The following is a 12,652-nucleotide window of genomic DNA, read 5'->3' as shown; positions in this document are numbered from 1 at the left end:
GTTATCAGGGCAACTTGATCTCAAGCGTGATCATGTAGTTGCTGTAATTGGGGGGAGTGTAATCCCGGGCGCCTGGTCCGAAAGTCGGTATGCGCGGCGGTGTTGTCGGCGGCTTCACATCCGGCCTCCACGAAGCCTTCACTGTGAATCTATCATTGGGGTGAAATGACAGATCGAGCTGACGATTCTGCTTGCCGCCGTCACGGGTGCGCTGGCCCGCCAAAGACCATTTCTCGTAGGAAGCCTCCAACTTTTCGGTAGTGGCTGTCCCGTTCCGCTCATAGCTGCCGCTTAAGGCAGCTGGACCGTCCTTGGCCGCCAACGAATAGGCTTGGCCCTTCACCTTGCCATCGAAGTCGGTTGTGATCGTTGCGTTGGCGTCGAGTGAGCGGTTGCCGTCCGAGAGGCGCCCGTGGATATCGAAGATGACCGTGTTTTTGCCGACATAAATGCCGCCGATCGGGTTCGTACCATTCGTCTTGAAGCCGATATCGCTCTTGGTCTTGCTGTCGAGAATGATCGGACGTGGCGCGGTCGTAAAATACTTCTTGAGCAGATCCTGCTGTGGCTTGGTGGGCGCGACAGGCTTGCCCGATGGATCGAAGGCTCCCATCACCGTGCAACGGTGGCCGCTGACCCAACTGTTGACCGCAAAGATCAGGCTCCCGTCATCGACGACGCCGGCAATCCCCTGATGCAGGCTATTTTTTATATTGTAGCGACCGCAGCATGAAAGCGGGTTATCGCCCGTGGCGTCGAAAGAGCTGCCGCTGAACATGACGCCTGTCTTCGTATCTCCGCCCAATATCGGGCAGCTCGAGAGAGGTATCAGGCGAAAATTATTGATATCGTTTTGCGGTGTCTGGCCCATCGGCCTGGTAAGTGGTGCTAATCCCATATTTGACCTGCCATTTTTCAAGCTGTCGACGAATGATGGAAAATCGACTTTCGCAAATGTTTGCGTGCGATTGCGTCGGACAAAGAGCTGATGCGATCTATGCGTGTTCCGACACACGGAAAGTAGGAAGGCGACCTTATTTGTCCAGTCGAAAAGATGCGGAAAAGAAGGTTCTTTCTTATTGATCGGCAAGTGGCAGCAGACAGCGATTCTGCAGATGCTGTATGTCGGAGTTCATGAGGCTTACGACACCGCCGGTGCGTAGCCCTCGCTCACATGCCGCTCCTTCGAGCGAACCAGATAGCCGATGTTGCGCACCGCCCGGATTTCGACACTGGCGCCCGCCTGGATGAGCTTTCGGCGAATGCGGGAGATGTGCGCGTCCAGAGCGTTCGATTCGATTTCGTCTTCGAGCGCATAAACCGATTCGATCAGATTGGATCGCGTGACGATCCGGCTTGGACGGCGCATCAGCGCCTCCATGACCAGATATTCCCGACGAGAGAAATCCACCAACGATCCGCCGATGGAGATCTCGTTGGTCTGGGATGCAACGCTCAGATTGCCGAAATTGAGATACTTGTCCGACAGCGTGGGGCCGCGTCTTTGCAGCGCGCGCATGCGAGCAAGCAGTTCTTCGATTGCGAATGGCTTGCCGAGATAATCGTCGGCACCACGCTCCAATCCTTCGACGCGTTGATGGACGTTGCAAAGTGCCGTCAGCACGAGGATTGGAACGGATTGTTTGCGCCGCCTGAGTGCCGCGACGAAATCAAGTCCGTCACCATCAGGAAGTCGGCGATCCAGCACGAGCGCATCATATGTTCCGCCACAGATCATGCCTTCTGCATCTGCGATCGTTCGCACATGATCCGCAAGGACATCATGACGTTTCAGTGCCTCCACCAAGGCGCGGGCCATCTCCGCTTCGTTTTCGAGCAGCAGGATGCGCAAGTTGCTTCACGCAGCGGATGGCTTTGCGCCACCCATCCTTTCAATCAGGATCGAATCCAAAAAAATCACTCTTGTGCCGACCATAATTTTCCCCGGGATCATCACGGCGCAAGGGTGAAGACGGATTGTCAAGGAATGGCGAAGATCTGATCAAGACCGGGTTCAGAATCTGGGGTCGATTCAAGGCGATGCGCTTCATAAAGGCGCCGCATTTATATCGCGGATCTGACGATGGCCGGTCATCTCAATGCGGCAGATTTTGCGCGAAATTTACCGGATGTTAACCATAAATATCGTTCTCTATGGGCGTGCAACATCTCGTTGTAGAGAGCTTTTTCAATGCTGGCTGCCGCCCGCGCCACCCTGCGCATTTCGACATTTCTGGTGCCCATTTCGGCTTGTTTTACGCCGGCAGTCGCCATTGCGGCATCGTTGACGTGGACGGGAGCCGTCGACGACAATTGGAACAATGCTGGAAATTGGTCATCGGCATCGGTCCCGGATTCGCTGAGTTCCGCTATCATCGATGACGGCAATCTTCCTGCCGAAATTCTGGCCGGCAACTCCGCCGCTGCAAATGATCTGACCGTGGGGCTTGATGGCGACGGCGCCTTGACGGCTCTCGGTGGGCTGACGACCTCGTCTGCCGTGCTGGGTTCTCATACCGGCGCAACTGGTCTGTTCGACATGACAGGCTCCAGTGCCGTCTGGCAGAATCATGGTGCGCTCATTGTTGGCGATCAGGGAACCGGCACGCTCACGATTACCGCCGGCGGGCAATACCAGGGCGACGGACCGGTCTATATCGGCAATGTAGCCGGCGGTGTCGGCAGCATCGTCGTCAACGGTCAATCGACCTTTACGCTCTCGGGTGGTCAGCCTCTCTTCATTGGATATGGCGGGCAGGGCACTTTTGACGTGACATCGGGTGCGACGGCGAGCACCGGTGACGCGACACTTGGCTACGGTGCGGGTAGCATCGGTAGCGCCACGGTATCCGGGGCGGGTACCAGCTGGTTGGTCGACGGCGATCTGGTGATCGGCGGGAGCGGCAGCGGAAGTATGGAGATTTCCACCGGCGCTATCGTTTCGAGCGACAACGGCACCATCGGGCTTGGAAGTGGCGGAACAGGCTCGCTGACGGTTTCTGGGCTCGGTTCGCAATGGACGACGAGTGGTCTCGTGACGGTCGGTTCGCGCGGAGCCGGCACGCTCTCGATCTTTTCAGGCGGTACCGTTTCGAGCGCCTCTGCCATCGTCGGCCGCTTTGCCGACGGTTCCGTCACGGTTGGTGGTGTCGGCTCTCTCTGGAACACGGGAGCACTCTTCATCGGCGGTGACCACACCGACGCGGATAGCGCCGGCGCAAACGGCAAGCTGGATATCAGCACCGGCGGACAGGTGACGAGCAGTTCCGCTGTCATTGCCGACGGCAAGAATTCGGTTGGTGCGGTGACGGTTGATGGCGCGGGATCGCACTGGGACATCAATGCCGATCTCGGGGTCGGAAATGAAGGCAGCGGCTCTCTGACCGTATCGGGTGAGGGCGGTGTCAGCGCTTCGACGGCAACACTCGGCAAGGAAAGCTCGTCGAGCGGCAGCGTCGTCGTTGTTGGAAGCAGCAGCCATTTCGATATAAGTGGTGATGTCGAAAATGGCGTCGCCGGTTCTGGTTCGCTCAAGGTCCTGTCGGGGGCAGGCGCTTCGACCGGCAATGCTTCGTTCGGAACAAGCGCGGGCGGCAACGGTCAGGCGCTTGTCAGTGGCGCCGGAAGCCATTGGGATATCAATGGAGATCTTGATCTCGGCAGCGCGAGCGGCGGCGAGGGGAGCCTTGCGGTTTCGTCTGCGGGCTCAGTGAACAGCCAAGGTGCGAACATTGGTGCAGTCGCCGGTGCGAGCGGCTCCGTCACAGTCACCGGTTCGGGATCGGCCTGGAGCAATCAAGGCAATATCGATGTCGCAAATGCCGGAAATGGCAACTTGGACGTCATTCAGGGCGGCAAGGTCGGCACCGCCAGCGCGACGATTGGCGATGCCGCCGGAAGCAGCGGTGCCGTCACCGTGACCGGGGATGGATCCACCCTCTCGGTCGCCAATACACTCACCGTCGGCAAAGCTGGCGACGCCAGCCTGACCTTGAGTGGCGGCGGCGCGGTTTCGGCCAACGAATTGACGATTGCGGCCCAAACCGGCTCAACCGCTGCGGTGAATATCGGTTCGGCGCTCGGGCAGACCGCAACGGGTGCTGCAACGCTCGACGTCAATGCCATTCATTTCGGCAATGGCAATGGTTCCCTCGTTTTCAATTTTGCGGGTGCGCCGCAGTCCCTGGATGCCAAGATCGACGGCAACGGCTCGCTCTATGTGACATCCGGCAACGTGACCTTGACCGGCAACTCCGGTGCTTTCAGCGGACTGACGAGCGTCACCGGCGGCAGCCTTCTGGTCGATGGCACGCTTGGTGGTACGATTGAGGCAAGCGGCTACGGAACCTTGGGGGGTACGGGCACGATCGGCTCGACCCTTTTGGGGGCAGGGGCGACGCTGTCTCCCGGTAACAATGGTATCGGCACGCTGACCGTCGACGGCAATCTGACGGCACAAACCGGCTCCACAATTCTGATCGAAGGCAATGCAAGCGCCGCGGATCGTATCAATGTTACTGGCACCGCCAGCTTGAACGGCGGGACGCTCTCGCTCGTCGGTGCGGACCTGAAGGCTTTTACGAACTACACCATCCTATCGGCGAATGGCGGCATCTCCGGTGGTTTTGACAGTATCCGATCCAACTATGCCTTCGTCACGCCCGTTCTTGACTATTCCGGCGGCACCATCGATCTGACGCTGGAGCGCAATGGCATATCCTTTGCGAGTGCCGGAAGAACGGCCAACGAACGTTCCACAGCGCAGGGTGTCGAAAGTTTGGGCATGTCGAACGTGCTCTATGGAGCGGTAGCCGTGTTGAGCGCCGAGGAAGCTCCTAATGCGCTAAAGCAGCTGGCCGGAGAAATTCATACCTCGCTTGCGAGTACGGCCTTCGACAACGGTCGCTTCTTGCGCGATGCCGCCATCGATCGCCTTCGCGATGTGCAGGGTGGTGTAGCAAATACAAGCGCCCAGGCCGGAACCGCAGGTGAGACGGCTTCTGCTTATACCAATCCTGACCACGGCAAAACGGGCTCGCAACGCGCCATCGACGATATTCTTGCCGACCCGGCAAGTGGTCTCGTCACATTCTGGAGCGCACCTTACGGCGGCTGGACATCATCGGATAATGGCAGCGGCAACACCGGTGGTGTGTTGTTCGGATTGGATGCCATGCTTGATACGTCGGCCTGGCGTGTCGGCGCACTTGCCGGCTATGGACGCAGCCGCTTCAGTCAATCCGGCGTTTCGGCGCATGCCGATACCGACAACTACAATTTTGGGCTCTATGCCGGCAGGCAGTGGGGCGACTTGGCGCTTCGCCTTGGAAGCACGTATACGCTGCAATCCGTTTCGACCTTGAGAAATATCGATTTCTCCGGCTATTCCGACGCCCTGCGATCCGACTATCATGCACAGACGGCGCAGGCATTTGGCGAATTGGCTTATGCCACCGCCTTGGGCGATACTCGTCTGGAGCCCTTCGCGAATGTCACGTTTACCGATGTTTGGACGAACGGTTTCTCCGAACGCGGAGGGGCGGCCGCTCTCAGTGGTAGCGCCGATCAATCGGCTGTCACCTTCGCCACATTCGGCGCCCGCGCCGAACGGAGAATCTCGCTTGGCGATATGCCCGGCAGGTTCTACGGAACGCTTGGCTGGCGGCACGCTTTCGGCGATCTGGATATGACATCGCAATTGGCTTTTGCGGGAGGCGATATCTTCACGGAGAGCGGCACTGTGGTCGATCGCGACTCGCTTGTGGTTGATGCAGGATTCGACCTGGCGCTCAGTCAGCAAGTATCACTCGCATTGAATTACAGCGGCAGCTTCGGAGCGGAAAACCAGGCACATCTTTTCAGATTGCTCTTGCAGGCCCGCTATTGAACGCATTTATAGCTGCCACCAGAGCGCGAAACTGCGCCAAATATCTAGTCCGCGCGACGTGAGTGCTCATAGTGCCTTCGGCCGCCTTGCGGGCAGGGGGTAAAAGCAGCTAAAGCCGGCGCAAGAGCAACTGCAATCGCCAGAGGGAAATCATGAATCTTCGCAAAGTCGGTACGGGCGAAAATCTCGTGCTTGCCGGCGTTCTGCTGATGCTTCTCGGCGATTTCACGTTTTCGCTCAACGACGCGATGGGCAAGTGGCTGGTCGCGAGTTTTTCCGTTGGCCAAATTTTGGTGGTGCGCTCGCTCGGTTCCTTCATTGTTCTTGCGCCGATGATTGCCCGACAAGGGAGCGACGCCTTATTTCGTCTCGAACGTCCGCCGCTACAGTTTTTGCGGGTAGTCATGGCGACAGGCGACGTCGCACTGTTTTACGCTGCGGTCGCCTATCTTCCGCTCGCCGATGTCATGACCTTCTACATGGCCGGCCCGATCTATGTCGCGGCGATCTCGCATTTCTTCCTGGGCGAGAAAATTGGCTGGCGACGCTGGCTCGCGGTTTTCGTCGGCTTCATCGGTGTCCTGATCGCGCTCAGACCGTCAGCGGCGATGCTCTCCTGGCCATCGATTTTCGGCCTTGGCGGTAGTCTGGCCTTCTCGCTGACGCTGGTTCTGGCCAGGCGTCTTCGGCAGACGAACGATGCAACACTTGTGACGTGGCAGACGGTTGCTGCGCTGGTCACAGGTCTCGCACTCAGTATCGGTAACTGGCGTTTAGCGACAGCGTTTGACTATGGAGCCATGCTTGCGCTCGGCGTCGTTGCCGGCAGCGCGCACATGATGATCACTCGGTCGTTGAAAATGGCGCCGGCATCGCTGCTCGCGCCATTGCAATACAGTCTGTTGATCTGGGCAATCGCGCTCGGCTTCCTGTTCTTCGGCGATGTTCCCGACGCGCAAATCATCATTGGATCCATCATCATCGTGCTTGCGGGCCTGTTCATTTTCCACCGCAAGAACCTGACCGGTACGATCCCGAAGGACGCCGTTCCGCGTGATGGCCATTAAATCAAGGTAAGACTAGCGAACGCCGATCTCGGAATTTCGCCACCGGCGCTCAGCTATCCCTGAGCCTCCTCCACTTCATGAGATACCCGAATCCGGGTCCAATCAGTATTCCGGCAATGACCCATTCCATGAGTGTGAGTGGTCGCTCATCCGGATCGTGTCCCGTCACATATAGAAAAAGAAAGAAGGCGATGACGCCGGCAATTATCATTGCCAGTGCCAAAAATAGGCTCTTGCGAGAGCTTTGCATGAAATCCCATCTCCAAGGCGTGCTTTAATCCGGTCATGAAGTAGCGGACTTTGTCGCTTCGGCAAGCGATCGTCATGGCTGTGATGTCAGCCTCTGTGGTCTGTCATTTGGCGGCGCATGTACAAAATGGCGGGCGTTCATTCGTATTGAGCTGCATAGGAGAGCAGGCCATTTCATCCAATTGAAATCATGGCCGTTATTCTCCTCGTTGCATTCGAGAATGGAACCCACCCCGGTCGCACACGATTATCAGATAATCTGTGTTATGGAACTAAACCGCGTCCTCCAAATCAGCCCAGAACGCCTCGGAGATGTTCATTTCCGCCCAGGCGAGATTCTGCGCTATGCGCTCGACATTGCTCATGCCGAGCACGGCCGCCGAGACGATCGGGTTTCGGAATGGAAACTGGATTGCGGCCGCCTGCAGCGGTATGTCATGGCGCTTGCACACATCCTCAATTCTCTTGACCCGCTCAATGACGTCCGGCGGAGCTTTGCCATAGTCATAGGTTGCTGCGGCGCTAGCCGTGCCCGTCGCCAGAATCCCGGAGTTGAATACGCCCGCCACGACGATCTTGACGCCCTGTTTCGCTGCTTCTGGCAGCAGATCGGCCTCGGCGTCGCGATCGAGAAGCGTATAGCGCCCGGCCATCATCACGGCGTCCAGTGAGCACGCCCGGATGAAGCGGGTCGCGACGTCGCTTTCATTGACACCGACGCCGATGGCTTTGATGTGGCCCCCTTTGCGCAAATCGTCGAGTGCGCGATAGCACCCCTCGATCGCTTCGTTGAAGCGTCTCTCATAACCATCGCCGTGTGTGAACCTGTCGACATCATGGATATAGACCAGATCGAAATCGGCGATGCCGAGCCGGTTGGCCGATTGCTCAAGCGAACGCATGGTGCCGGAATAGCTGTAGTCGAAGACGGGTTTCAGGCGAAGTGGTGAAGCCCACAGGCCATAGTCGACCGTCTCCCCATAAGGCGGCACCATGTAACGGCCAACCTTGGTGGAGACTGTCACGGTTTGGCGGTCGATGGTCCGCAGGAAGCGGCCCAGGCGAAGTTCGCTGAGGCCATGCCCGTAAAGCGGCGCGGTATCGAAATAACGCAATCCGCCGTTATAGGCGCTGGCGAGAACGTCGGCCGCCTGCGTTTCCGTTACGTCTCGATAGAGCGTGCCGATGCCACTCGCGCCGAAGCCAAGGTGCGAGGCAAAGCCGATACGGCTTCTGGATGGGGCGCCGCTCATGCGCCCCGCTCCTGAAATTCCGGAAGCTGATAGACCTCGATGGCGTTCAGCCCAAAAATCTTCTTCTTATCCGTGTCCGAGAGGTCCTTGAGGCATTCCTGCAGGGCATCGACCACTCTGTCATAGCTTGCAGCCACAAGGCAGACCGGCCAGTCCGTGCCGAACATGCAGCGATCGGGGCCGAATACGTCGAGAACTTCATGGACGTAAGGCTTCAGGTCTTCCGGCGTCCAGGTCTTCCAATTGGCTTCCGTAACCATGCCCGACAGTTTGCACCAGACATGATCACGCTCGCTGCGGAACTTGCGGATCAATGCGGCCCATTCGCCGAAGCCGTTATTTCGGATTTCCGGCTTTGAGATGTGATCAAGCACGAAGCGCATATCGGGAAATGCTTCGGCCGTCTGGATGCAGGATGGCAGTTGCGGCAGGTTGGGAACGAGATCGTAGACGAGGCCGGCCGATTGAACCGTCGCCAAGCCACGCTTGACGTCGTCTCGCAGCAGCCAGTTCGGGTCGCTCTCCGTCTGGATCAAATGCCGGACGCCGACAAGCCATTTGCCGTTTGGCGACGCCTGCAGTTCGGCAAGCGTCTGTGGCAGTTTGCTATCGGTCAGGTCGACCCAGCCGACCACACCGGCCACGAAGTCGGTGGAGCCCGCCGTCCTAATGAAATCCCAGGTCTCTCCGAGATCGTTCCATGTTTGAACGAGAACGGTTCCGCTCACGCCATTTTTCTGAAGGCTCGGTCTGAGATCCGCCGGTTCGAACGTTCTGTTGATAGGCTCGAACGGGCCGCTCAACCAGCCATAATCGCCGCCGCTGCTTGGGTCCCAAAAGTGATGATGGGAGTCAATGATTGGACTTGTCATGGATGGCGTCCCCTTACCAGCGCTGATGGACATATTGCTTGATGTAGGTGTCGTAGATCGACCTGATCTCCTGCATCGCGTCAGATGAAATTGCCGGAAGGCCTGCTGCTTCTGCGTTTGATTGCGCTTGTTGCGGATTGCGGGCGCCGGGGATCGCGACTGTCACGGCGTCGAACATCAGGATCCAGCGCAGGGCGAATTTCGCCATTGTGCTATCACCCGATACCAGTGGACGGACCTTTTCTACGGCTTCGAGGCCGACCTCGTATGGAACTCCGGAGAACGTCTCACCGACATCGAAAGCCTCGCCATTGCGGTTGAACAGGCGATGGTCGTTGGCTTCGAATTTGGTGTCCTTCTTGAACTTGCCAGATAGCAGGCCGCTTGCGAGCGGTACGCGGGCGATGATCGCGACCTTCTTCTCTTCCGCCTGCTTGAAGAAATGCTCGATCGGGCGCTGGCGAAATGCGTTGAAGATGATCTGTATGCTGACGACGCCCGGATACTCGATTGCCTTCAGCGCTTCTTCGACGCGCTCGACGCTGACACCGTAATTGCGGATCTTGCCCTGCTCGACCAATTTGTCGAGCCGCTCGAACACTTCCGGATGGTAGTAGAGATCGGTCGGCGGGCAATGGAATTGCACGAGATCCAGGCAATCGGTCTCGAGATTCTTGAGGCTGCGATCGATCCAGGATGTCAGGTTTTCGGCGCTGTAGCCATCGACCGATTGGGCAGGAAGACGGCGGCCGGCCTTGGTGGCGATAAACGGGCGTTCGCCGCCGCGCTCGCGCATGACCTTGGCAATCAACTGCTCGGAATGGCCGTCGCCATAGACGTCTGCCGTGTCGATGAATGTCACGCCGGTATCGAGCGCCTTATGAAGCGCGGCCAAAGCCTCGTCGTCGTTGACCTCGCCCCAGGCGGCACCGATGGCCCAGGCCCCGAAGCCGATCTCACTGACCTTGCGGCCTGTTCGGCCGAATTCTCTCGTACGCATCTCTCACTCCCTCGTCTGCGGTTGCCGGTCAGGCCGGCTTCCTCTGTTTGGACTTGCTTGACATTCGCAGTCAAGGTAGTTATCAGAAAACAGGGTTGTACGACAACCCGGTAAGTACGCAAAATCTACATTGGGAGGATGAGATCGTGCGATCGGCGGTATTGGGAGGCATTTCACTTGCGCTCGGCCTCAGCGCATCTGCGCATTTGGCTTTGGCGGAAGATACGATCAAGATCGGCGTTGTTGCCGCTGAATCCGGGGCTTTCGTCTCAGCCGGGCATACGCTACCTGCGGGCGTCGGGCTCGCGGTCAAGGAAATCAACGACGCCGGCGGCGTCAAGGTTGGCGACAAAACCTACAAGATCGAGCTCTTGAAGCGCGATGATCGCACGGACATTTCGACGGCGATCGCAGCGACACAGGAACTCGTGCGCGACGACAAGGTCGCAGCCATCTTCGGCTCGGAAACGCATGACTTCACCCTTGCGATGACGAAGATCACGCAACCCGCGAAGGTCATTCAGATCGCAGGTAACAGCACGCTTGCGAAAATCCTGAACCCGCAATCCGTGGCGCCGGGCGGCGAGGATCATTATCTTTTCCAGTCCGAGCCCCAGGAATTTCAGCGTTCCGGCTCGACGGCGCGCGGCGTGCTCAGCCTGCTGACCCCATTGGTCGGCCATCCGCTGAAGAAATCCGTCGTCATTGTCGGCAATGATGCGACCGGTCAGTTCCTGACGTCCTACTACGTCAAGGCATTGAAGGCCGAAGGTCAGGAAGTGCCTGAGGTCATCTCTTATCCGCCTGACACGACGGATTTCTCGCCGTTCCTGACACGGGCGAAGAGCCTCAATCCGGATGTGGTTCATTTCTGGTACAACGGCGACTCGACGCTGGCCGCGCTGCCGCAGGCATTGGAACTCGGCGTTGCGCCGAGCTATTTCCTGTTCGGCGTCGACCCGGGCATCTGGAAGCAGCGCGGGCTGAGCGCAGACGTTCCGGTCGCAATGAGCTGCGTGCCGATCTGCTGGGGTGAATCCTCGAACGCCAATGCGAAGACCTATTTCAAGAACTACTTCGCAGCCGGTGCTCCCAAGGGCGTAACCTCGTCTGTCTCCCTGCTCTACTACGACTATGTCCACATGCTCGCCGAGGCCTGGGAGAAGGCCGGCTCGCTCGATCCGGACAAGACGGTTGCCGCCATGGAGTCGCTCCACCACAAGGGTGTCGTCTCCGACGACCTGTCCTTCAACAAGAGCCATCAGGTGACACACGCAACGGAAGTGTGCGCGGCGGCGCCTGGAGGCGATATTTCCTGCGCCATGCAGCAGCCACCTGCTGAGGCGCCTGCCGAATAATTGCCGATGCACTCCCGCCGGCCCTTGCCGGCGGGAGTTTCGTCACAGAAACGGACGGGCATAAAGGCCTGCGCAACAGCGGGACACAGCTGTGGATATTCTCTTTCAGCAACTTCTCAACGGTCTATCGATCGCAAGCGTCATTACGCTGATCGCCGTTGGGGTCACCCTGATCTTCGGATTGACCGGGATCATCAATTTTGCCCATGGCGAGTTCCTGATGGTTGGTAGCATCGTGACCTGGCTTGCGGTGCAGGCCGGGCTCGGCTTCTTCGTCGCGCTGGTGCTGGCGATTGTCGCGGTGGGCGTTATGGGTTTCGTTCTCGAGCGAGGCCTCTTCCGATTTACGCTCACGCGGCCGACCAACGGCTTTATCGTGTCTCTCGGCCTGATCGTCGTGCTGCAGCACATTGTCATCTTCTTTTACGACCCTAACCAGAAGAGCATTCCGAGGCCCCTGTCGGGCATATGGAATGTCGGCGGCGTTCGTATCGCGTCGGTGCGCGTGATGGTCATTCTGGTCACGATCGCTGTCGTCGCCTTGACCTTCACGATGGTAACGCGCAGCCGCTATGGTCGCGCGCTGCGTGCCGCGGTGGACGATCGGGACACGGCCGCGCTCATGGGCATTCCGGTTCGCCGTTACATCACCGGTGTTTTCGTGCTTGGAAGCGCGCTTGCCGGTCTCGGCGGCGCCTTGCTGATCGCGCTCTTTCCGATCACGCCCTTCACGGGCGGCACGATGGTGATGAAAGGTTTTGCGGTGGCGCTGATCGGCGGCCTCGGAAATCTCACAGGTGCCGTGGTGGCAGGCCTTATTCTCGGTATCGTCGAAGGCTTCAGCGCCGGCTACGGCTTCTCCGAATGGACGGACGCCTATTCTTTTGCCCTGATGATCCTGGTGTTGCTCTTCCGCCCGAATGGCCTCTTCGGCGGGACAAGCGGTCCGAAGATGGCCTGAGGAAC

9 protein-coding genes are annotated in these 12,652 nt (G+C 58.5%); 4 read left to right on the top strand and 5 right to left on the bottom strand.

All coding sequences use genetic code 11. The features are described from left to right. Nucleotides 1-4: 4 nt before the first annotated feature. Nucleotides 5-778 (bottom strand): hypothetical protein, encoded by a 774-nt coding sequence (locus tag HGP17_RS29095; RefSeq protein WP_168814609.1) that lies wholly within the window; start codon nt 776-778, stop codon nt 5-7. A 363-nt stretch (nt 779-1,141) separates the two neighbouring features. Further along, complete coding sequence (locus HGP17_RS29090; protein WP_168814607.1) at nt 1,142-1,852, bottom strand: response regulator transcription factor; 711 nt, start codon at nt 1,850-1,852, stop codon at nt 1,142-1,144. 339 nt (nt 1,853-2,191) lie between these two features. Between HGP17_RS29090 and HGP17_RS29085 the strand changes: the two genes are divergently transcribed. Further along, nucleotides 2,192-5,887 carry an autotransporter domain-containing protein gene (locus tag HGP17_RS29085; protein WP_168814605.1) on the top strand — a complete coding sequence of 1,232 codons (3,696 nt, stop codon included), beginning with the start codon at nt 2,192-2,194 and terminating at the stop codon, nt 5,885-5,887. Nucleotides 5,888-6,039: 152 nt separating this feature from the next. Continuing rightward, nucleotides 6,040-6,954, top strand: a complete 915-nt coding sequence (locus tag HGP17_RS29080) for a DMT family transporter (RefSeq protein ID WP_168814596.1) — start codon at nt 6,040-6,042, stop codon at nt 6,952-6,954. 521 nt (nt 6,955-7,475) lie between these two features. On the opposite strand, the gene HGP17_RS29075 is transcribed toward HGP17_RS29080, so the two are convergent. From HGP17_RS29075 to HGP17_RS29065, 3 genes are read right to left on the bottom strand one after another with little or no spacing between them, the layout of a single operon-like run. Further along, nucleotides 7,476-8,456: an aldo/keto reductase gene (locus tag HGP17_RS29075; protein ID WP_168814594.1), complete on the bottom strand. Its 981-nt coding sequence runs from the start codon at nt 8,454-8,456 to the stop codon at nt 7,476-7,478. Beyond that, entirely contained in the window at nt 8,453-9,328 is an 876-nt protein-coding gene (locus HGP17_RS29070; protein WP_168814592.1) for an amidohydrolase family protein, read from the bottom strand. The genes HGP17_RS29075 and HGP17_RS29070 overlap by 4 nt, the downstream gene beginning before the upstream one ends. 13 nt (nt 9,329-9,341) lie before the next feature. Next, entirely contained in the window at nt 9,342-10,328 is a 987-nt protein-coding gene (locus HGP17_RS29065; protein WP_168814590.1) for an aldo/keto reductase, read from the bottom strand. 146 nt (nt 10,329-10,474) lie between these two features. Here HGP17_RS29065 and HGP17_RS29060 point away from each other — a divergent pair, with 146 nt between their 5' ends. Together HGP17_RS29060 and HGP17_RS29055 are read left to right on the top strand one after the other, a co-directional pair. Continuing rightward, nucleotides 10,475-11,686 (top strand): ABC transporter substrate-binding protein, encoded by a 1,212-nt coding sequence (locus HGP17_RS29060; protein ID WP_168814588.1) that lies wholly within the window; start codon nt 10,475-10,477, stop codon nt 11,684-11,686. Between the two features lie 91 nt (nt 11,687-11,777). Then, nucleotides 11,778-12,647 (top strand): branched-chain amino acid ABC transporter permease, encoded by an 870-nt coding sequence (locus HGP17_RS29055; RefSeq protein WP_168814585.1) that lies wholly within the window; start codon nt 11,778-11,780, stop codon nt 12,645-12,647. Nucleotides 12,648-12,652 lie beyond the last annotated feature (5 nt).

The sequence above is a fragment of the Rhizobium sp. P38BS-XIX genome, from assembly GCF_012641435.1.
Lineage (GTDB): Bacteria > Pseudomonadota > Alphaproteobacteria > Rhizobiales > Rhizobiaceae > Rhizobium.
The sequence above is the reverse complement of the archived record's forward strand: the minus strand, read 5'-3'. Positions and strand labels throughout refer to the sequence as shown.

What these genes read in the sequence shown, in the direction of transcription:
- HGP17_RS29095 (WP_168814609.1), bottom strand. Translation starts at nt 778, where the DNA reads ATGTTCAGCGGCAGCTCTTTCGACGCCACGGGCGATAACCCGCTTTCA.
- HGP17_RS29075 (WP_168814594.1), bottom strand. Translation starts at nt 8,456, where the DNA reads ATGAGCGGCGCCCCATCCAGAAGCCGTATCGGCTTTGCCTCGCACCTT.
- HGP17_RS29070 (WP_168814592.1), bottom strand. Translation starts at nt 9,328, where the DNA reads ATGACAAGTCCAATCATTGACTCCCATCATCACTTTTGGGACCCAAGC.
- HGP17_RS29085 (WP_168814605.1), top strand. Translation starts at nt 2,192, where the DNA reads ATGCTGGCTGCCGCCCGCGCCACCCTGCGCATTTCGACATTTCTGGTG.
- HGP17_RS29065 (WP_168814590.1), bottom strand. Translation starts at nt 10,328, where the DNA reads ATGCGTACGAGAGAATTCGGCCGAACAGGCCGCAAGGTCAGTGAGATC.
- HGP17_RS29080 (WP_168814596.1), top strand. Translation starts at nt 6,040, where the DNA reads ATGAATCTTCGCAAAGTCGGTACGGGCGAAAATCTCGTGCTTGCCGGC.